Consider the following 20747-nt stretch of genomic DNA (forward strand, 5'->3'; position numbering starts at 1 on the left):
AAAAAGCAGAATTTCTCCATTGGAGAGATTCTGCTTTTCTTAAGAATGTATTATTCATTTTATTCATCTAATGACAAACGTATCGATTGTTGATTTTACTAAAATTTCAATAATAGCAAAGTTAGTTGATAAAGTTACGCCATTATTTCAAACTACGATTTAAGAAAGCTTTCGTTCGGTCGTACTGAGGATTTGTAAACAAATTGTCTGGGTGACCAGATTCGATAATTTCCCCGTTATCCATAAATATCGCTCGGTTGGCTACTTCTTTCGCGAACCCCATTTCGTGGGTAACCACAATCATCGTCATGTGCTCTTCAGCTAGGTGCTTCATTACTTGAAGTACTTCCCCTGTCAATTCCGGATCTAAAGCGGAAGTTGGTTCATCAAACAGTAGAATATCAGGGTTCATCATAAGAGCTCGGGCAATGGCGACTCTTTGTTTTTGACCACCTGAGAGATTTGCTGGGTACGCTGTCGCCCGATCTGATAACCCAACTTTCTCCAGAAGGTCTGCACTTTGTTGCTGGATCAAATGAGCCGGCTGTTTTTTTAACATTCTAGGGGCGACTTCTAAATTTTCTTTGACCGTCATGTGTGGGAAAAGATTAAAATGTTGAAAGACCATACCCATTTTGGAGGTGATCTTCTTGATTTCCTGTGATTTCGAATACACGCCATCCTTTACTAAATAATCACCAGATACACAGATACTACCGCTGTTTATTTCTTCAAGATGGACCAGACTACGGAGCATTGTGCTTTTCCCAGATCCAGAAGGTCCTATCACGGCAACCACGTCGTTTTTATTTACATCGAATGTAATTTGTTTTAGTACTTCTAAATCGCCATATGATTTTTTGAGGTTGGAAACTTCAATGATAGACATATTCACGACTCCTTCTTATTCAAATTTGAACCTTTTTTCTAGCCATTTAAAGAGTATAGTTAATAAAAGCGTTATGATTAGATAAATGATACCAGCTATGAAGAAAGGCACAATCGTAAAGTCACGGTTCACCGCTGTTTGAGCAAAGTGTAGTAATTCTGGTACGGCAACAGCATAAAGCAATGCGGTATCTTTAACCAAAGTAACAGATTCGTTAGAAACCGCAGGAAGTGCAATGCGAAACATTTGAGGTAGTATAATTCGAGTCATGGTCTGCCATTTATTTAACCCGAGCACTTGGGAAGCTTCGTATTGACCTTTATCAATTGCTAGAAGTCCACCGCGGAAAATTTCCGCAAAATAGGCTGCATAATTCAAAATAAAGCCTAAACAAGCCGCTACAAAGCGATCTAGAACTAAATAATCACCGATTATTGGCAGCAATGGTAGTCCAAAGCATATAAATAGAAGCTGCAACAATAAGGGTGTGCCACGCATTAAATATATGTAAGTTTGAGCAAGCCAAGATATGGGCTTAATCCTGCTTTTTGCCGCTAGAGTTAATAAGAAGCCCAACGGAATCGATGCTAGTATAGCAATTAAAAACAAGAGAATCGTAATCTGAGCTCCTTCTAGCATCGGTTTAATCATTGTATTGATATAATCTGCCATAAAATAAATCCTCCAAAAACAAAACAGGGTTTCCTAAGGAAATCCTGTTTGCCTCATATTTGTTCGCTATGTTTATCCCATTATTACAGCATGTAAATCCCCGATTTGTTCAACTTATTTTAATACTTTATCTTCGCCAAACCACTTTTGTGAGATTTTTGCAGCAGTGCCGTCTTGATTCATCTCATCAAGTGCTTTTTGAAGCTTTTCTAAGAGTGCTTCATTCCCCTTTTTTACCCCTACTCCATATTCTTCCGGTGCAAGAGATTCATCGAGAATCTTAAATGTACCTTCCTCTTTAGACATATAATAATTAATGACCACTTCATCAATGACCACCGCATCCAGACGACCAGTCTTTAAATCACTCAGAGCCAATACATTGTCGGCGAACTCCGTAATTGTCTTGATCTTAGATTTGATTGGATTATCATTCAAGGCATCGGCTGCGGAAGAAAGAGACTGAAGGCCAACGACTTTGTCTGCTAAATCATCTAGTTTAGTAATATTTGAATTAGCCAGGGTGACAACTACTTGTGCATTTTTTAAATAAGGCTTTGTAAAAAGTACCTTCTCTTTACGTTCATCTGTAATTGTATATCCATTCCAAATGAGGTCAATCCTTCCACTGCTTAGTTCAGATTCTTTTGTTTTCCAGTCGATTGGTTGAAATTTAGGCGTTGCTCCCATTTTTTCAACAGCAGCTTTAGCATAGTCAATATCAAAACCAGTAATATCATTATTTTTATCTCGGAATCCCATTGGAGCAAATTTATCATCGATCCCAATTACTAGCGTGTTATCTTCTTTTTCTGCTGATTTGGAGCATGCTGTAAGTAGAGAGAATACCGCTGTGATAGCTAGAATAATAGTTACGATCCGTTTCATTGAAAAACCACCTTTGACTAAGTAATATTCGACATACTTTAATTCATTAAAATATTAGAGTGATAAATTATTATAAGATAAAGTTAACACAAAATTTAAACGAATGTCAACGAATTTTTTAGTGTATTAGCACACTAAAGTGTCTGTTCATAATAACTGCTTCAGCGATTAATTAATCAATGAAGCAGTTAAATCTAAACACTCCATTATTCCCTTGCTTTTCTATATAGCACGTTTTCCTATGTTCTTTCTAAAATTATTTTTGGATATTCAATTTATCTAAGGCATGTTTCGCATTTTCACGCGCTTTACTCGTGCTATCAGAAGCAGCTAAGACCACTGCAACTCTACGCCCAACGGTTGTTACAGGTTTTCCGAATACCCGAACCTCTGTGTTAGGTACAGTTAGTGCCTCTTCTAATCCGCCAATTTTGTAATTATCTAATTCTTCTTCTACTTTTAAAGGACGGCTGGCACCTGAAGTATTCTGAATAATTTCAGGGATTGCGTATCCTAAAATAGCACGAACGTGCAGAGAAAATTCTGATAGATTTTGGGTGATAAGTGTTACTAAACCGGTATCGTGTGGTCGAGGAGATACCTCACTGAAATAGACATGATCACCCGAAAGGAAAAGTTCTACCCCAAAAATTCCATATCCTCCAAGCTCATCTGTAATTGTTTTGGCAATTTTCTTTGCTTCTTGGATTTGTTGTTCCGTCATTTCATGTGGTTGCCAAGACACTATATAGTCCCCATCTTTCTGAATATGGCCAATCGGAGCACAATACATTGTTCCATTTATAGCACGTACAGTCAGAAGGGTGATCTCCGAATCAAATTGAATAAACTCTTCAATAATCACTCTTCCGTTTTGTACCCTTCCGTTATTTTGTGCAATTTCCCAGCAAGTCTCTAATTCTATTACAGAGCGACAAATACTTTGTCCTTTACCTGAAGAACTCATAAGAGGCTTTATCACACACGGAAATCCAATTTTTTGTACTCCTTGTACAAATTCTTTATATGTGTCGGCAAATGCATATTTAGCAGTGGGAAGATTTAGAGTTTCAGCAGCTAAGCGGCGAATTCCTTCGCGATCCATAGTAAGCATTGTCGCTCGTGCTGTAGGAATCACATGATACCCCTCATTTTCCAATTTAATAAGTTCAGATGTCGCAATGGCTTCGATTTCCGGTACAATTAAATCTGGTTTTTCAGTTTCGACAATCTTTCGAATTTGTTGTGGATCTAACATATCAACTACGTAGCTTCGATCGGCTACTTGCATTGCAGGAGCGTGTTCATATCGGTCAACGGCAATTGTTTCAACGCCAAGTCTTTGCGCTTCAATAATGACTTCTTTCCCTAATTCGCCAGACCCTAATAATAGAATTTTTCTTGATTGATACATATAAATCCCCCCCCACTTTCTAGTCAAAAGAATTATACACGAATTTTATCAGCTAATAAATATAATTCATTCGTCTTTTTTAACTAAAAGATAGAATTTCTAGTTATTTTCCGCATAAAAACTCATTAATCCCGTATATTCATTAAACTTTTTTATTTTCACATGAGCCCTCTTTGCTTATTTACGAAAAAGATCATTCATTAAATTAAATAGCAAACACTCAGTTTTTGGTACGACGAATTTCGCATTAAAATAACAGTTTTTGTTGAATCTACCCTTCTTTTGAAAGCTTTTGTCTAGTAGCAGGAAAAAGTGAACCTCAATAAAGAATATTACTTAAATTAACCCCATTTAAGTTTCCAAATAGAAAGGAATGGAGATATGAACAATAGCCAGATTTTAAGAGCCTATTCAATTAATGAAGTTTCTAAGCAAATAAATATTCCAACAGGTACAATTAGACAGTGGGAAAGGGATTTACAAGGTCTTCTTATTATTCCTCGTACAAAGCAAGGTGCAAGATATTATACAGAGAAAGAGATCACACTGCTTAATAAAATAAAAGAGATGCGTGAACAAGATATAAGTAAAGGGATGATTCGTTCATTATTAAAAAAACATATGAAAATCGATTCAGAACCTACTTCCGAAACATTCGAAATGACGATTCCGCCAGTAGAAGAGATATCCATTCAGACATCTAAGGGGCAGCAGACAGACAATATGTTAGAGTTTAATACCGCTTTGGAAACATTTAAGGAGAATCTTTTATCAGAAATCAAAAATGAGATGGACGTAAGCCGTAATGTACTCATTGAAGAGATCAAAAATGAGTTTATAAACGTCTCTTTCCAAACAGTTGATGAAATCTCTAAATCTATTCAGAGATCAGATGATAAAAGAAAAGTGGATGTTCATGAAATTTCGGAGATGGTTATGAAAGCTTCGGAACGTACCTCTGAAACATTCGCAGCCCTATCTGTTGACATTGTGAAGGATTCGAAAGCTACTTTCGAAAAGCTTTCGAAGCGAATGGATCTGACTGTTAAAGTTACTGAAATAGAGAATCAAAATGTACTAGAGAAAGTCTCTAACACAGTTCAGGAAACAAAGGATGAAATAAGACATATTACGCAATCATTTGATACTAGGCAGGATGATTTAATTGAATCACTTAACGATTTAAAACAATCGACCGGTGAAATAAAAAAAATAGAAGAGGTGTTTAAAGTTATGATATCAACCTATCGTGACGCCGCAGCAGCTAAAGAAAAGAAGAAAAAATGGTGGCAGTTAAAGTCTTGAGAAAAAACAAAGGATCTTACTTAATTTGAATGAAATTATTTATTTAGGCTATGTAATTCATGATTTGTTTTTTTGACAACAATATTTGTTTACATAGCCTAATTTTATTATCCATACCAAATTTCTTTATTATTAGTATCATGTTAATAAATTTGGGAACACAATGAGAATTTTATTATAGTTAATACTTATTACCGTAGCAAACTGATTAAACATCTCCTGTTTGTTGGTGATGAGAGATGTTGAATTTAATTTAACTTATCTGCATTATCCCATTTTATAATTCATTAATAAATATTCCTACATCAATCAAAAATCTGCTAAATCTATTGAATGTGAACCCTGCGTTAACTATAATACAGTCTAAAGTTTATTATATTTCTAGAGTTTTACACATGATTCTTTTGGTAGATTGAGGCTAAGTAAGCTCTCCAATTTTTTGAGTCAGGTACATCTACTTCAATAATTCGGTATTATTTATCATTTTCATCACTAGAAATACTTTAAACTCATAGAAATTGAGTTCTAGAATCTCAATCTTCACACTCCGTGAGCGATCGTTTTGCTTAAATTATTTAAAAGATTAAAAGGTGTTTTTTATAGTAGGATTCGTCTCCTTTCCCATCTACACCCACTTCCCCTTCTTCCTTAATATTATGATATGTTTGATTTTACCACCCCCTTCTTATCTATTTTATTGATACAATTCTTATGTTGAATAAGTATGGGGAGGAATACATCTATGAAAAATCTTAAATTCCTTCTACCTCTAATATTGGCGATAACTTTCACAGGTGGATTTTTTGCAGGTAAATTATTTTCTACTAATAGTCAGCAAGAAGGGTTAATAATGGAACAAGCATCCGAATCATTTATAAAGCCTGTTCCTAAGCAACTGCCAAAGTTAGAATCGGCAAAAGACAAAGTATTAATTGGCTACATTCAGGATTTTCGTGATCCCAATCTGGTTGATTACGATAATTTGACACATATTATCTTTTCCTTTGCACACCCTACAAAGGATGGTGGACTTTTGCTTAATGGAGAAACCGCTTTGAATAATTTACGGCTAATGGTTTCAAAAGCACATGAGCATGATACAAAAGTTATACTTGCTGTAGGCGGGTGGTATCATATCCAGGGTGGCGAATCCTATGAGTATTTTAAGTCGGCAATAGCCAATTCAACATCGAGATCTAAGCTTGTCAATGAGCTTATAAGTATAGTAGAACGGGAAAAGCTTGATGGCATAGATATTGATTTTGAACATCCTCGATCATGGGAGGATGCTCAAAATTTAACTAGTTTTATCAAATTACTAAGTGAAAAGCTTCATGATAAAAACAAAGAATTGTCAATTGCAGTTCAAGCTAAAATTAATAGTGTTACAGGTACTCAAAGTAATTATGTCCTATATGAACCATCGATGTTCCAATATGTCGACCATGTAAATATAATGGCGTATGACGGTCAGTGGGATGGTGGATATAACGCTGCTAACTTGTCCCCATATCCGTTTAACGAGAAAATCGTAAACTATTGGACTAGGCTGTTTGATTCTCATAATCTTTCAAAAGAAAAACTAGTATTGGGTATTCCGTTTTATGCACAGCCAGAAGATCCTTCCATTAAGCAGATTTCCTACGCGGCAATAATAAAAAATAATCCAGAAAATGCTGAACATGATACTGTGAACATGAATGGAACAACATATTATTACAACGGTGCCAAGACCATTCTAAAGAAAACAAAGTTAGCACTAGATCATGGATTTGGTGGGATGATGCTTTGGGAGGCCGGTCATGACGCAGAAGGATTATACAGTTTGACGGGTGTTATTTCCAAAGCATTACAGGCTGAAGATAGTTATGTATTTAAAGAAGATGATACACAAAGAGGAACAGATTAAACCTTAAATAGTTGCACAAAATAAATGTTCTTCTAATAATGTAAAAAAGCTCAAGTGTGAAAATGAGCAGAATAACCGCTCATTTTCACATTTAACTAAATGATCTGATGAAGTGACACTGTTTATTCCGCATTAACGGCAAGTAATCCCTCACTTTAGGGCTTAGAGGAATCAAGAAAGCGTAAGTGGGAGATAAAGAACGTTGTGTATTTAGTCTGTGATTCATTGAAATTGTACTTTATCAATTTTTAGTTAATAAGCAGAATTCACGTTACCTATTATGTTTCTTATATGACAGAAACATAAGGCTTTCCTTCTTCTTTTTCACTTACCCTTTCAATTTTATCAACAAACATTTGAAAAACTTTTTTCTTTTCTTCAAGCTCTTTTATTGATTCTTTCAATTGGCTTACTTTTTGTTCAAAAGGCTTATGGTAAAGATCCCGAATGTCTCGAATTATTTCATCATTTATTGTAGATTGTACTACTTGTTTAGTAATATTGAATTTATAGGAATAAACTTGAAGTTCACGTTTAACTTCTTCGTATTCTTTTTCAATCACATTTAATTCTTCACTAATTTCTTCTTTCCACTCGTCTAAAGCTTTTTTTATATGTGTTTCCATCTTTCTCCCCCTCGACTATACTCAATATGTCCCATAAAAAAAACACTTCTTAAAATATTACCAATGATTCTTTTCAGTTTTATTTCCATGAAGTTACATAACAAATAAGTTTTATTACAAAGGGATAACATCTTAATTGGACCATAAAAAGAATAAGGTTTAATTGGTACAGACCAAATATATAAAAAAACTGATCCGAAAAAATATTCCTTTTCGAAACAGCTACTTTCTTATTAATATTTACTATTTGATCTTCAAATTATAGTCAATTTTTTATGATTGGTGTTAAGCGACAATACACTTATCATGATTTAGTTCCAAAGAATGATTTGGCTTTTTGAATATATTCACTTTCTTCTTCAGGTACCTCATCTTCATAAAATATAGCCTTTACAGGGCAAACTGGTTCACAAGCACCACAATCAATACATATATCTGGATCAATAAAATATTGGTTATCACCTTTTGAAATACAATCTACTGGACAAACATCTACACATTCCGCTGCAAGCTCTTTTATGCATGGTGAAGTTATTACAAATGTCATTTTAAATTACCTCCAAGTTTGAGTATTTGGTTCCGTAAGTATGCCTTTGTGTCGGAATATATCGCTTGTACTTCAATTTAATGTGCTAACATAAATAATTATAAAAAATTTTTTCACGGTATCGCGCCATTTATTCTTTAAACCCTTCAATATTATTATTATATAAATCTGACAAATATACCCAATACATACTGTACACCTTTTTATATTTTGGAAGTTCATTGTTAAAATTCACAAAGATTTATCTCATCGTATAATTAAGATTCTTTGATTGTACTATTTATAGTTTATTGATAAATGGATAGTAAATGTCATAAAGGAATGATGGGGATTTGAAATTGAATGTATAGTTGATTTATCTAAAATAGAGCAGGACCATGGGAGGTATACCATTCGTTTTATCTCGAAAACGAATTACGTTAAAAAGATTTAATAACAGATTAAAGACTTAGATTTATTGTGAGTGATATGAGTTTGTGGATTTTAAGTGAGATAGAAAGCATTTTGAAATCTTTTGAAGTAACAGTTATGCTCTAATATTGTTTAGATAAATGCAATCGTTGAGAAATATGACCTTATATTAGTGAATGGGGGAAAATCTCCGTAAAAGCTAATGTAGAATCTATCGAGTTAATTAAATATGAAATAGAAAAAAATTACTGCCATTTATGTAGAAAACCTTTGGTCCAAAGTGAGGGCCAAGGTTTTTAGAATGTTTTATACTTTGGTGATGTAAATAGTCAAAAACAAATGGACCAAACCCTAAAATGCAATCCAAGTATAAGATGGATGTTTATATCAATTCTTATCTAGATAATTTTGCAAGCGTCCTCTAATCTCATTTCGAGCCCTTTGTGTATCCACCCAAATGGGGGCTCAGGTACGATCCCCCCCTAAATAGTGCCATAGTTGGTTATTTTAAAGGTGATTGGGTAATTTTAGAAAGTCGTTCATTAATATCAAAAATTTTCATGTTTGCATTTGTGATTCCGAATCCACTCAATCTTTTAGTGTGTTTATCTACATATTTTTCAGCATCTTCTTTTTTCTCAAAAATATAAATTCCGCCTGCTTCATTCGTTTGTTGATTCTCTGTCCATATTTTCCAAAGAAAACCTGGTTCTTCATTGATACTTTTAGCTAATTCAGAGAAAGCTTTTGCCATCTCATCCCCATACGGTCCTTCATGTTTAAAATCAACTTGTAATAAATATGCCATACTGTATTCTCCTTATTATGTAATGAATTAACTAAATGTACTTTCACATTAAAACAAAGGTAAAATGAAGACTTATGAAAACCGTCAAAATTACCCTTAATATTTATTTTTGATAACACCTTTTGTATAATAAGTATACTACCTATAAAAAATATATCAAATTCTAAATACGATTTTATCGTGTCGTAATTTTAAAATTTTTCATCAAAAATGGTTTGCTACTTGTTTTAGGTCGTATTACCAAATATACGAACGTACATTCTTGTGTTTTTGTTATTCTAGTGGTTATAATAGTAGACATCGGTAAAATATACAGTTAGAGGCATTATTTTCTCTGTAAGTCTACCTTAAGAGTTAAATCTGGTTTTAAATGAAATAGGTATTGGGGTTTTTATGATCTGATGCAAAGGTGCAGTTGTTGAACAAATTACAAAAAATGAAAAATGAGGAGCGGTAATGATGAGACAGATTACGCCTTATCTAAATTTTAGTGGAAGGGCTAGAGAGGCTTTAGAATATTATAAGGAGATTTTTAAAGGTGAAATCATTGGTATCCAAACCTTTGGTGAAGCAGACTTTCCAACTCCAGTAGAAGCTGATGATCGCATTATGCATGCTCAATTTAAAAAAGATGATTTATTTTTCATGGTTTCAGATACATTTCCCGGTAATTCAGTTGAAATTGGGAACCACATTTCTTTGACAATTGATTTCGAGAACGAAGCGGAAATTCAAAATGTTTATAAACGACTAAGTCAAAAAGGTACTATCCTTATGGAGCTACAAGACACTTTTTGGGGAGCAAAATTTGCAAAAGTGCAAGATCCTTTTGGTATGATATGGGACCTTAATTATACCAAATCTTAAAGTTATGACTATTAATTGATTTAACGATTGAACTACCTTCCCTTTAATTTTCTAACCAAATTTGAAGTGGGAATTCCTACAAACACCGGTGGATCGACTATTTATTAACTAGTCTAACCACGTTCCAGCGGTTAGGGCTTTATAACTTGTACGTTGTGAGCTTGCCAACATGCCTTACTTTAGAACTTCGATACGTGTGAGGCGCAAGAATATTGCAGATTTTACCTAGCAGGCGCAATTCCTGCTTGAACTCTATTTCTTCAGTTTTCAAAGAACTAATTGTAAATAGGATTTGCACCATAGTGATAAGTGTTTTTCTACATGAAAATGTAATTCATCTCACACCTACTCATTGGGCTATGCACTTCACATTCCTTGAAGTGGGAGTTCTTCTCTCCTAAAACCGATTAAATAAGTTTGTATTTCTTGGTTTTGATGTTTTACAGTAGTAAAAGTGTGCATTACGATACTTAGATACTCAAAATAAAAGGATATTTCTTTCCTACACAAAATTTTTTTGATTATCCCCCATATGACCTATCCTTCAATATAAGATCTAGCAACGGCATGTTTGAACCTATAATTCCACATAAATCTCATCAAATATTTTCATTCCCTTTACAAATCCTCCTTGTCCCTTCATATTTCCTTAAAATAGCCATGTTACTCTAAAAAAAACAAGAGGGGGTTTTAGTTTTGCGACGTCCTTCCGCTTTAATCCTTACAGCCCATTATGGGAATGGCCATCTTCAGGTTGCAAATGTCATTGCAAGTGAACTTAAACAAAAAGGATTTGAACCTATCGTATCTGATTTATTCGGTGAGTCTTATCCAGCGTTTGCTACCTTTACTCAATCTTTACTAGTCAAAAGTGTTTCCTATAGACCTTCCTTTTATAAATGGTTTTACTACGGAACGAAAAAAGTAAATTCTAAAGGGCTGTCTCAATTTTCGCGATATTTAGGTCGAAAAAGGCTTCAGGAACTTATTAACGACCATCTACCCTATTTTATCATTACAACATTTCCTCTTCATGCTGCACCTTTTCTTAGCAAAAGATCCGGATTTTTCATTCCAACTTACACTGTCATAACCGACTATTGTATTCATCCTTATTGGATAAATCCATTTATTGATCATTATTTTGTAGGTTCCGACTCGGTTAAAAGCTCTTTATTAAATCAAAATATAAATGAGAAATGTATTACGGTAAGCGGGATACCCATTCGTCCAGAATTTGAAATGCATATTGATAAAAGAACTTATTTCCAAAAACACAATTTTAACCAGAATAAAAAAGTGATTACTGTGCTTGCAGGAGCACTAGGTGTTTTAAAGAACGTAAAAGAGCTTTGCCAGCTTCTAGTGAGTAATCCTTCCTATTATGTTGTAGCAGTTTGTGGAAAAAACAAAAATTTATACGAAAAGCTTCTGCCGCTCGCTGTTCACTTTCCCGAGTCTTTTCGTCTATTCGGATATGAAGAAAAAGTCTATGAGCTTATGGCGATATCTGATTGTTTAATTACAAAACCGGGAGGGATCACTCTTACTGAAGCTTCCGCGTTGCAGATTCCGTTAATTCTTTATAATCCAGTCCCCGGGCAAGAAAGAGAAAACGCTCGGCATTTTGAAAAGAATGGAGCGGCTAATATTTCCCACTCTATAGTGGAAACGGTTCAACATGTACATGAGTTATCTAGTAATGAAGAATCGGCTCAAAACATGAAAAGGGCATTACATAAAATTCACAAACCACAATCTTCTACTCTCATAGCCGATTTTGCAATTAATCAGATCAACCGTAAAAATTCAGTTCTTTAGTGAGGAGATTAGAAAATGGATACAACTACCCATATTATTATTGGCTTAGGTCTAGGAGCGTTATCACAAATAGATCCAATAGTGGCTGAAAGTACAACCTTATCTTATGCAACGCTATTAGGTACATTGATTGGTTCAAACGCACCTGATTTTGATTATGTATATAAATTTAAAGGAAATAGCAGCTATTATCGCCATCATAGAGGGTTATCACATTCTCTACTTGCCCTTCCGTTATGGGGTCTTGCCGTTTCTGGTACCATTTATTCTTTTCTCCCTGATATATCCTATTTACATTTGTTTATTTGGACGTTTCTTTCCGTTACTTTGCATGTCTTTTTAGATTTATTTAATGTGTATGGAACCCAGGTAATTCGGCCATTTTCCACAAAATGGATTTCGTTTGATTCGATACCATTAGTAGATCCATATATTTTAGTACTTCATACTATTGGGTTTTTTCTTCTTCCTTTTTATGAGCCAGGAAGAGTTTTTCTTGTCGTATACTTGCTGATGTTCTTATATATATTAATTCGCACTGCCTATGCCTACTATACAAAAAGATATTTGCAAGGTTATTTTCAAAATGCAATTCACATCAAACTAATCCCAAGAGCAAGAATCCTTTATTGGGGTTTGTTGATCGAAACGGAGGATGATTTTTTATTCGGTGAATATTCCAGAAAAAGCCTTATTATTGAACATACACTACCGAAAAAGCAGTTAGACTCTGAAATGATTTTGGAAAGCATGAATAACAGTCTCGTAACTGACTTTCTTTCAAGCACCGATTATGCCTACCCCTTTGTCGAAAAAAAGAAAAATGGAACCTTTGTTTATTGGAAAGATCTCCGTTTTCGCCACAATAAATTTTTTCCTTATCTAGCTGTTGTGTTTATTTCCGCTGAATTAAAAAACACGGCATCCTATACGGGGTGGGTTTCTTCTTTGAAAAAATATAAAAAAGTTATAAGAAAATTAGAGCAAACTTCAGCTTCTAATTCTGGAAAGAAGAAATCCTATTTTAGAGGGGTAACTATTGATTAAGTAATTTATTAGAGAAGAAGTGTAGTAGGAAAAACGAGCCTTAGAAAGAAGAGGCTCGTTTTTTTTGACTCCTCTTTTCTATCTAAGAAAACAAGACTTAAAGAACGTATAATAGTACTGCTTTTGTTTGTTTCAACTCGTATAGATATTTTCAAAAGTTCGCTCGCAGTTCCTGTGATAATTTTTCTAGCTTGTCTCTCTATGGAAAATGTTTTTATGTTTACCTATTAGCAAAAAACGAAACTGTTGAAAACTTTCAACGTTATAATAATAGTTTTTTATAAAGCCCGGCAATAGTGTTTAATATGAATTCTGGTATTCTCTTTGAAAAAAAACGCTTTTTATAAAAGCGGTAGAATGCATTTATTAAGTCACTCCACTGCCTGCATATTTTATTTTGTCTAAATCGAGCTACATCGATTAGTTTAATTTTACTATCTGATGTGAGAAAGATATTTCGTAAATGGATATCAGATGGATTCAAGCCTTCTTGTCTAGCTAATCGTAAAGCACGATCAACCTCTTTTTCCTGGTCTTCTGAAATAGGGATACCCTTTTTTAAACATTCAAACAACGTTTCACCCTCTATATAATCAATGACTAAATAATTGGAAACTGCTTCTGTTAAAGATGGAAAATAGGGAAATTAAAATTTTTTGTTATGGTTAATGTTTAACCTTGGCATCTAATAGTTTCCATCCTTTATTAAATATGTTAATGGTTTTTCGGTAAAAATATCAAACTATCCATTTCTTTGAAATCAAAAACTAAAATAGTTTCATCTATATTTTTTTGTCAATTATTATCATTTTTCTCTTTTTATCTAATCATATTTACTATGACTTTTTAACTAATTGTTTACAAGATAATTGGGGAATGTAATACTAGAGCAGGGTCGTCTAATAATTTTTGATACAAAATTAGGAGACATTATCAAAGAGCTAACGAGACATCATCATTAGAATTCGGGGGATTACATGGTTTTAGATTAGTTTTTTTCATTACAGCCAATTTCTCGGTGTTATTTGTCATCATATGGAATTATTTGATTCATAACATGGGTGTTATCTGTCTACTATTCCGAAAATGATTAAGAGTAACCTTACCGTTTATGATAATTTGTTTATGCTTAGGGTGTATTTGATAAAAAATTTATTAAAAAATGTTAATTATCAATACTGGGTGGGTGAATCCATGATGCAACACTTGATGTATCTTCTAGGACATTTTGGATACTTTGGTATCATTATTGCTTTAATGGGAGGGATTATAGGACTTCCAATACCTGATGAAATTCTTTTAACATATATAGGTTATTTAGTTTTTAATGATCAATTGAATTATGTGACTTCTTTAGTAAGTGCAGTTACCGGTGCTATCGGGGGTATATCAATTAGTTACCTTTTAGGGAAGAAATTTGGTTTACCATTTTTAAGGAAATTCGGACCAAAGTTTCATCTTACTGAGAAAAGGATTAATAAAACAAAGCTATTATTTTCGAAAGTAGGTCCATTTCTTCTTTTTATTGGTTATTTTATACCCGGAATCCGTCATGTTACTGCCTATCTAGCTGGTATTAACGGGCTTTCTTATAAAAAATTTGCTGTGTATGCTTATTCTGGAGCAATTGTATGGTGTTTCACTTTTATTACTTTAGGAACAAAACTAGGCAGAGAATGGAAGAAAGTTGGAATTTATTTAACTGATTATAGTCTTTACATTATTATACTTGTTGTCCTTCTCCTTCTTATTTTTGCATTTGTATACTTTAAGAAGTCCAAAAATAGTGGGAAATTTGTGTGAAGTGATTTAATTACATAAAAGTTGCTCGTGAGAATATAGGGAAAGACTATAAAGTTTTTTCTCGCCTTAACGGACAGTAAAACATGAAGTAAGTTTACATAAATGATATTAATGGCTATTTTCATGAGAGGACTAATAATCAGTGTGGGATAAAGAAATCCCCACTGATTGAAATTCCACTTTATTAAATCTTCAGAAATAGGTTGTCTCATAAGGGTCTGATCTCGCACACTTTAACTAAGTTCTAATATATCTTTTATCTCTGGACACTTACCTATACATATTATAGGTAAGAACATATTTTATTGAGAATTAGAAAAAAGGAGGCCTATTATGAATACTGGTCTAATTAATCATCTGGATGTAAATGACTTGAGAAGACCGTTTGGTTTTGGAGGATTCGGCCATGGTTTTCACGCTGGGTTTGGAAGTCCATTTGGTTTTGGTAGGCCATTTGGATTTGGCTTCGGAGGCCCTTTTGTTGGAGGACTGTTAGGGGGTCTTGCTGCTGGTGCCTTATTGGGTCCTTATTACGGTGGCTACGGTTATCCCTATTATGATGGCTATAGTTATCCGTATTATGATAGCTATCCATACTACCCATATTATTAGTTATCGAATATAAATCAAATGATCAATTGAATGATATGAATGTTTGACCTTGTATTAATAATTTAGAGGCTGACAGGTGTGTCAACCTCTTTTTGCTCCGTTATGAAAATAGGATAAACTACATTAAAGTTGCTAATCTATTAATTGAATAGTCCTTGATTATATTATCATACCTCCCAATGTAAATAGTCTTCCTATTAATATTTCTTTTGCTTCTAAAAGTTGAGCACTATTCATTTGGGTCACCCCTTTTGATTCCTCTCTTCAATTTATGCAGCCTAGATAAATTGGTTCTATAATTATTATTTTGTTAAGAATGTATGATGAAAGTCTTTCGCTTGTTTTTATCCCACTCTTAACGGTCAGTAAGCCCCTCACTGATGAAGTGTTTCATTTAATTTTATAGAAGTTTCTCACCGAATAACGATCCCATCATTGCCACAGCAGCAATTGCAGTTTTATTCTTCTCATCTAATATTGGATTGACTTCGACAAACTCTGCTGAAGTTATGATGCTTGCTTCTGCCAACATTTCCATTGCTAAATGACTTTCTCTATAAGAAATACCTCCTATAACAGGAGTTCCGACTCCAGGGGCATCAGATGGGTCAAGACCGTCTAAATCTAGTGATAGATGAACATGATTTGTACGTCCTCTAAAGCGTTCAATTGTTTCTTCTATAACTTTTGTCATGCCGATTCGATCAATTTCATGCATCGTATACACTTTGATTCCCTTTTCTTTTATTAACACTTTTTCACCTTCATCCAATGCGCGAGCACCAATAATAACTACATTTTCTGGTTTGATTTTCGGCGCGTATCCTCCAAGCTGAGTAAGTGCCGGGTGTCCCAATCCAAGACTTGCAGCAAGGGGCATTCCGTGAATATTACCTGAAGGTGATGTTTCGGCCGTGTTCAAATCACCATGTGCGTCATACCAGATGACCCCTAAATTTTCATAATGTTTGGAGACACCAGCAAGCGTTCCAATTGCAATACTATGATCGCCGCCAAATACTAGTGGAAAAGCTCCGTTTTCTATTGCTTTATGTACCTCATTGGCCAAAAGTTCATTTTTTTCAGCTATTAATTCTAGGTTGCGAAGCTTTGAGTCTTGGTCAATGCTTATTTCAGGTCGGCCGATATGAATGTCGCCAATATCGTGGACTTCGTAATTCAAACTGCTGAGCCTCTCTACTATCCCAGCATAACGAATGGCACTGGGGCCCATGTCTACGCCTCTTCTCATTTGCCCCAAATCCATCGGCATCCCAATAATCATAATTTTTTTATTCATCATAATTCTCCTTATTAAGCTAGCTTTTCCTACAAAAACTTCATAATTGGTAGTAAAAGAAAGAAGTTGGTGAGTAATATATACGCTACATCATGGATTAGAAATATTATTCGACTTTATTCTAGTTTATTCCTTCTTGAAAATTCACTAATTTGAAAGAACTCTTTTGATTTGAGCTATAGCCCAATCAAGTTCTTCTTGTGAAATCACTAGAGGAGGAGCAAATCGTATGACCGAATCATGTGTTTCTTTACATAAAATTCCTGCTTCCATCAACGCCTCACAATAAGGACGTGCAGTTTTCGTTAACTCAAGTCCAATGAATAAACCTTTACCGCGTACTTCTTTAATGAGAGGATTTTTAATTTCTTGGAGTTTTTCTTTTAAGTAATTTCCTAACTTCAATGAACGCTCTGCCAGCATTTCTTCCTCTAATACCTCAATAGAAGCTATTGAAACAGCGCATGCAAGCGGATTTCCACCAAATGTTGAACCGTGTGACCCAGGATTAAATACTCCGAGAATGTTTTTATTTGCGGCAATACATGATATTGGGAATACACCCCCACCTAGTGCTTTTCCTATGATATATACATCAGGAATTACATTTTCCCAATCACAAGCAAAGTTTTTCCCAGTACGACCAAGACCAGATTGGATTTCATCTGCGATGAATAATACATTTGTCCGTTTACAAACCTCTTCAACCTCTTGTAAATATCCATTTGGTGGAATAACGATGCCTGCTTCTCCTTGGATGGGTTCAACGATAAAAGCCGCTGTTTGTGGAGTTATTGCAGCTTTTAGTGCTTTGATATCTCCATATGGAATCAGTTTAATTCCTGGAAGTAACGGGCCGAATCCTCTTTTATATTCTTGCTCTGAAGATAGCGAAACAGCGCTCATCGTACGTCCATGGAAATTTCCGGTACATGCAATTATTTCTGCTTTGTCTTCTTCAACTCCCTTTACATCATATGCCCAGCGTCTTGCTGCTTTAATAGCTGTTTCCACAGCTTCAGCACCTGTGTTCATCGGTAGGATCATTTCTTTTCCAGTTAGTTTTGCGATTTTTTCATAAAACGGCGCCAGCTGATCATTGTGAAATGCTCGTGATGTTAAAGTTACTTTATCTGCTTGCTCTTTTAATGCTTGAATGATTTTGGGATGTCTGTGTCCTTGATTCACCGCCGAATAAGCACTTAACATATCCATATATTGCTTGCCTTCTGGATCATTTACCCACACTCCTTTGGCGTATGAAATTACAATTGGCAGTGGCTGATAATTATTGGCACCAAATTTATTAGTTTTTTGAATAATTTCTTCAGATTTCATTTTCATTACCTCCTAATTAAATTGATATGCAAAATCTTTTTTTGCAAATGATATAGGAATGAAATTAAGATCCTCAATCAAAAAAGTAATAGTAAAGTATCAGTATATGATAAAAAAAGCTGTGACTCTTTGTTCAACTTTAGCACTTTTTTCATTTTTTATTTGTTGAAAACTGTCAAGCATCAGCTCTTTTTTGCGGTATTGTTCTAGTCAATTTCAATATGAACAGCATGTTGTTGCAATCAATAAACGACAAGCAAAATCTGTTGCGTTATTGATCAGTTTTTAATAATGGCTTTTTCACATACTTTGTTGCTTTTCAATCATTTTTACACTAATAACCCGGGTTGATTTCCGTTGCAGGTACTCGCTTTCCGCGGGCGGTCTCAGAAGCCTCCTCAGTGCTTTGCACTTGCGGGGTCTCCCTCAACACGCTTATCCCGCAGGAGTCTCGCACCTTCCACTACAATCAACATCTGTTCGAATTGGTTTCTTGCTAAAAACAACAATCTTTACGAAAAGAGCCTTAATAATAGAAGTAAAAATAGTTTTGCTGTATTATGTTTATGGATAAATTTAAATATTCTGACGAGGTAGTTATTGGAATAAATATTTTGCTGGCATGTTTATTATCCTATTTTCGGAAGACTTGGACATACAAAAAAAGAGTCAGACTACGCTCGCTATACACGGTTCTTGTGATGCTTACGCTTAATTTGAACGGTGTATACTGATTGCGTGTTCTGACTCTTATGTTATTTTTTATTTTAAATCTTCAATTGAATTAATATCGACATATTTTGGTACAACTAAGCCTGTCTTCGTTCCTTTAAGGTTGGGTCCTAGGTCATCGAAATCATTTTTATAAGTATTATAATATTCGAGATGGGTACTTGGAAGCCACGCACTGACCATTGCATCGGCACTGCCATTGGCAACACCAGCAAACATTGGTCCCACTTCAACTTGACTTAGTGTAACCCTATAGCCATTTTGCTCAAGAATTTTGCCAATCACATTTGTACTGGCTATTTCTGTGTCCCACGCAACATAGACAAGTTTGATACTTTCCCCATTTCCTGCTTGAGCACCTTTTGTCCATTCAGCTACTTTGTCTTGATTCGCATTGATCCATTTTTCAGCAGCATTAGATGGGTCCATACCTCCGGTAACATCAACCATCACTTCTTCCATATCATTTGTCTTCCAGCTAAATTGATCGAGAATTGTATAAGCGCCTGGCGCATCCTCTTTAAATCCTTTTCTAACGATTGTATTAATTTCTTCAGATCCACCAAAAGTATTCTTAGGATCATCGAGATATTTCAAATCGTATGTGGAGAACATCCAATGTGGTGACCATCCCGTAACAATAATTGGTTCTTTCTTATTATAGGCTTTCTTCAATTCTGCAACCATTGCCGCCGATGACCCTTCAACAAGTTGCCAATTATCCAATCCGTATTTTTCAATTGCATCCCTAGACTGATTCATTATTCCAGCCCCAGGTTCAATACCAATGATTGTATAATTCGTTTGCCCACCAATACTGTTTGGATCTCCTTTCACAGCATTTTCTTTCGTAAATGCACCAAATAATGCTGTAACTACCACAAGTGCAGCTAAGATAGAAAAAACAATTTTACGACTAAGAATATGCTCATACGCTGGTTTACGTAAGTTTTGCGTGATACGATCGAGAATAATCGCAATGAAGACAATAGATAATCCAGCTTCAAATCCTTGCCCAACATTAATTTGACTTACAGCTCGGTAAACATCTGCTCCAAGTCCAGGCGCACCAACTAATGAAGCAGTAACAACCATTGATAGAGCAAGCATGATACTTTGGTTAACCCCGGCCAAAATCGTTGGCGTTGCTAATGGTAATTGGACTTTAAATAATTTTTGACTGCTAGTTGAACCAAATGCATCTGACGCTTCGATTAAATCTTTAGGTACTTCTTGAATGCCAAGATTGGTCATACGGATTGTCGGAGCAATCGCAAAAATAAACGAAGCAATAATCCCTGGTACGACTCCAATACCAAAAAATAATATGGATGGAATTAAGTAAACAAATGCAGGCATTGTTTGCATAAAATCTAATATGGGAGTAATAATTTTTCTCACTGTGTTACTTTGCGCACACCATATTCCGATTGGTATCCCAATAAGTATTGTGAGAAACCCTGATAAAATAACGATTGCAAGTGTTTGAATACTTGAATCCCAATATCCGAGATTATCAATCAATAATAAACTTATTAATGTAAAGATTCCCAATGGCCATCGACTGGTATATGTCACCAAAAGGGTAAGGATTATTATTAATACGATAGGTGGACCAAAACTCATTACATTTATTAGGATGTTTAATAGCCCTTCAATCGCACTCGTTATAATAGAAAATAGTCCGGCAAATGCAATAGTTATCCAATCCACTAGAGAATCTACCCAAGCACCTAGTGGAATTTTCGGCATGTTCAT

At 34.7% G+C, this 20747-nt stretch carries 18 protein-coding genes; 7 read left to right on the forward strand and 11 right to left on the reverse strand.

All coding sequences use genetic code 11. The features are described 5' to 3' along the window. Window positions 1-142 precede the first annotated feature (142 nt). From V179_RS0109615 to purT, 4 genes are all read right to left on the reverse strand, one after another. Window positions 143-889 (reverse strand): amino acid ABC transporter ATP-binding protein, encoded by a 747-nt coding sequence (locus V179_RS0109615; RefSeq protein WP_028391246.1) that lies wholly within the window; start codon window positions 887-889, stop codon window positions 143-145. 15 nt (window positions 890-904) lie between these two features. Continuing rightward, window positions 905-1561, reverse strand: coding sequence for an amino acid ABC transporter permease (locus tag V179_RS0109620; protein WP_028391247.1), 657 nt, complete (start codon window positions 1559-1561; stop codon window positions 905-907). A 114-nt stretch (window positions 1562-1675) separates the two neighbouring features. Further along, window positions 1676-2449, reverse strand: a complete 774-nt coding sequence (locus V179_RS0109625; protein ID WP_028391248.1) for an amino acid ABC transporter substrate-binding protein — start codon at window positions 2447-2449, stop codon at window positions 1676-1678. Window positions 2450-2705: 256 nt separating this feature from the next. After that, a complete protein-coding gene (purT, locus tag V179_RS0109630; protein WP_028391249.1) occupies window positions 2706-3863 on the reverse strand; it encodes a phosphoribosylglycinamide formyltransferase 2 in 1158 nt (385 codons plus the stop codon). A gap of 381 nt (window positions 3864-4244) precedes the next feature. Between purT and V179_RS0109635 the strand changes: the two genes are divergently transcribed. Further along, window positions 4245-5168: a MerR family transcriptional regulator gene (locus V179_RS0109635; RefSeq protein ID WP_028391250.1), complete on the forward strand. Its 924-nt coding sequence runs from the start codon at window positions 4245-4247 to the stop codon at window positions 5166-5168. A gap of 742 nt (window positions 5169-5910) precedes the next feature. Next, entirely contained in the window at window positions 5911-7077 is a 1167-nt protein-coding gene (locus V179_RS0109640; RefSeq protein ID WP_028391251.1) for a glycoside hydrolase family 18 protein, read from the forward strand. Window positions 7078-7364: 287 nt separating this feature from the next. On the opposite strand, the gene V179_RS0109645 is transcribed toward V179_RS0109640, so the two are convergent. From V179_RS0109645 to V179_RS0109655, 3 genes are all read right to left on the reverse strand, one after another. Next, window positions 7365-7703: a hypothetical protein gene (locus V179_RS0109645; protein ID WP_028391252.1), complete on the reverse strand. Its 339-nt coding sequence runs from the start codon at window positions 7701-7703 to the stop codon at window positions 7365-7367. 304 nt (window positions 7704-8007) lie between these two features. Then, a complete protein-coding gene (locus tag V179_RS0109650) occupies window positions 8008-8250 on the reverse strand; it encodes an indolepyruvate ferredoxin oxidoreductase subunit alpha (protein WP_028391253.1) in 243 nt (80 codons plus the stop codon). Window positions 8251-9163: 913 nt separating this feature from the next. After that, on the reverse strand, window positions 9164-9469 hold the full coding sequence (locus tag V179_RS0109655; protein WP_028391254.1) for a monooxygenase: 306 nt from the start codon (window positions 9467-9469) through the stop codon (window positions 9164-9166). A 456-nt stretch (window positions 9470-9925) separates the two neighbouring features. Here V179_RS0109655 and V179_RS0109660 point away from each other — a divergent pair, with 456 nt between their 5' ends. The 3 genes from V179_RS0109660 to V179_RS0109670 all read left to right on the forward strand — a co-directional run bounded on the left by V179_RS0109660 (window position 9926) and on the right by V179_RS0109670 (window position 13204). After that, window positions 9926-10336 carry a VOC family protein gene (locus V179_RS0109660; RefSeq protein ID WP_028391255.1) on the forward strand — a complete coding sequence of 137 codons (411 nt, stop codon included), beginning with the start codon at window positions 9926-9928 and terminating at the stop codon, window positions 10334-10336. Window positions 10337-11032: 696 nt separating this feature from the next. Then, window positions 11033-12157, forward strand: a complete 1125-nt coding sequence (locus V179_RS0109665) for an MGDG synthase family glycosyltransferase (protein WP_028391256.1) — start codon at window positions 11033-11035, stop codon at window positions 12155-12157. 15 nt (window positions 12158-12172) lie between these two features. After that, a complete protein-coding gene (locus V179_RS0109670) occupies window positions 12173-13204 on the forward strand; it encodes a metal-dependent hydrolase (RefSeq protein ID WP_028391257.1) in 1032 nt (343 codons plus the stop codon). 262 nt (window positions 13205-13466) lie between these two features. On the opposite strand, the gene V179_RS27700 is transcribed toward V179_RS0109670, so the two are convergent. Then, window positions 13467-13778 (reverse strand): protein kinase family protein, encoded by a 312-nt coding sequence (locus tag V179_RS27700; RefSeq protein WP_051404909.1) that lies wholly within the window; start codon window positions 13776-13778, stop codon window positions 13467-13469. 620 nt (window positions 13779-14398) lie between these two features. Between V179_RS27700 and V179_RS0109680 the strand changes: the two genes are divergently transcribed. Both V179_RS0109680 and V179_RS0109685 read left to right on the forward strand, forming a co-directional pair. Next, entirely contained in the window at window positions 14399-15007 is a 609-nt protein-coding gene (locus V179_RS0109680; protein WP_028391258.1) for a DedA family protein, read from the forward strand. A gap of 333 nt (window positions 15008-15340) precedes the next feature. Then, window positions 15341-15619, forward strand: coding sequence for a hypothetical protein (locus V179_RS0109685; RefSeq protein ID WP_034300979.1), 279 nt, complete (start codon window positions 15341-15343; stop codon window positions 15617-15619). Between the two features lie 400 nt (window positions 15620-16019). On the opposite strand, the gene rocF is transcribed toward V179_RS0109685, so the two are convergent. The 3 genes from rocF to V179_RS32200 form a co-directional block, all read right to left on the reverse strand. Next, window positions 16020-16919: an arginase gene (rocF, locus tag V179_RS0109690; RefSeq protein ID WP_407637232.1), complete on the reverse strand. Its 900-nt coding sequence runs from the start codon at window positions 16917-16919 to the stop codon at window positions 16020-16022. A gap of 147 nt (window positions 16920-17066) precedes the next feature. Beyond that, on the reverse strand, window positions 17067-18257 hold the full coding sequence (locus tag V179_RS0109695) for an ornithine--oxo-acid transaminase (protein WP_235179011.1): 1191 nt from the start codon (window positions 18255-18257) through the stop codon (window positions 17067-17069). Between the two features lie 762 nt (window positions 18258-19019). After that, on the reverse strand, window positions 19020-20747 hold the full coding sequence (locus tag V179_RS32200; protein ID WP_028391262.1) for a glycine betaine ABC transporter substrate-binding protein: 1728 nt from the start codon (window positions 20745-20747) through the stop codon (window positions 19020-19022).

The sequence above is a fragment of the Bacillus cihuensis genome (genome assembly GCF_000504145.1).
Classification (GTDB): Bacteria; Bacillota; Bacilli; order Bacillales; family DSM-1321; genus Peribacillus; species Peribacillus huizhouensis.

Bases quoted from the DNA above. Each gene is read 5' to 3' on its own strand.
- V179_RS0109695 (WP_235179011.1), bottom strand. From the start codon at position 18,257: ATGAAATCTGAAGAAATTATTCAAAAAACTAATAAATTTGGTGCCAAT.
- V179_RS0109635 (WP_028391250.1), top strand. From the start codon at position 4,245: ATGAACAATAGCCAGATTTTAAGAGCCTATTCAATTAATGAAGTTTCT.
- purT (WP_028391249.1), bottom strand. From the start codon at position 3,863: ATGTATCAATCAAGAAAAATTCTATTATTAGGGTCTGGCGAATTAGGG.
- V179_RS0109655 (WP_028391254.1), bottom strand. From the start codon at position 9,469: ATGGCATATTTATTACAAGTTGATTTTAAACATGAAGGACCGTATGGG.
- V179_RS0109620 (WP_028391247.1), bottom strand. From the start codon at position 1,561: ATGGCAGATTATATCAATACAATGATTAAACCGATGCTAGAAGGAGCT.
- V179_RS0109645 (WP_028391252.1), bottom strand. From the start codon at position 7,703: ATGGAAACACATATAAAAAAAGCTTTAGACGAGTGGAAAGAAGAAATT.
- V179_RS0109670 (WP_028391257.1), top strand. From the start codon at position 12,173: ATGGATACAACTACCCATATTATTATTGGCTTAGGTCTAGGAGCGTTA.
- V179_RS0109680 (WP_028391258.1), top strand. From the start codon at position 14,399: ATGATGCAACACTTGATGTATCTTCTAGGACATTTTGGATACTTTGGT.
- rocF (WP_407637232.1), bottom strand. From the start codon at position 16,919: ATGAATAAAAAAATTATGATTATTGGGATGCCGATGGATTTGGGGCAA.
- V179_RS0109640 (WP_028391251.1), top strand. From the start codon at position 5,911: ATGAAAAATCTTAAATTCCTTCTACCTCTAATATTGGCGATAACTTTC.
- V179_RS0109685 (WP_034300979.1), top strand. From the start codon at position 15,341: ATGAATACTGGTCTAATTAATCATCTGGATGTAAATGACTTGAGAAGA.
- V179_RS0109615 (WP_028391246.1), bottom strand. From the start codon at position 889: ATGTCTATCATTGAAGTTTCCAACCTCAAAAAATCATATGGCGATTTA.
- V179_RS0109625 (WP_028391248.1), bottom strand. From the start codon at position 2,449: ATGAAACGGATCGTAACTATTATTCTAGCTATCACAGCGGTATTCTCT.
- V179_RS0109650 (WP_028391253.1), bottom strand. From the start codon at position 8,250: ATGACATTTGTAATAACTTCACCATGCATAAAAGAGCTTGCAGCGGAA.
- V179_RS32200 (WP_028391262.1), bottom strand. From the start codon at position 20,747: ATGAACATGCCGAAAATTCCACTAGGTGCTTGGGTAGATTCTCTAGTG.
- V179_RS0109660 (WP_028391255.1), top strand. From the start codon at position 9,926: ATGATGAGACAGATTACGCCTTATCTAAATTTTAGTGGAAGGGCTAGA.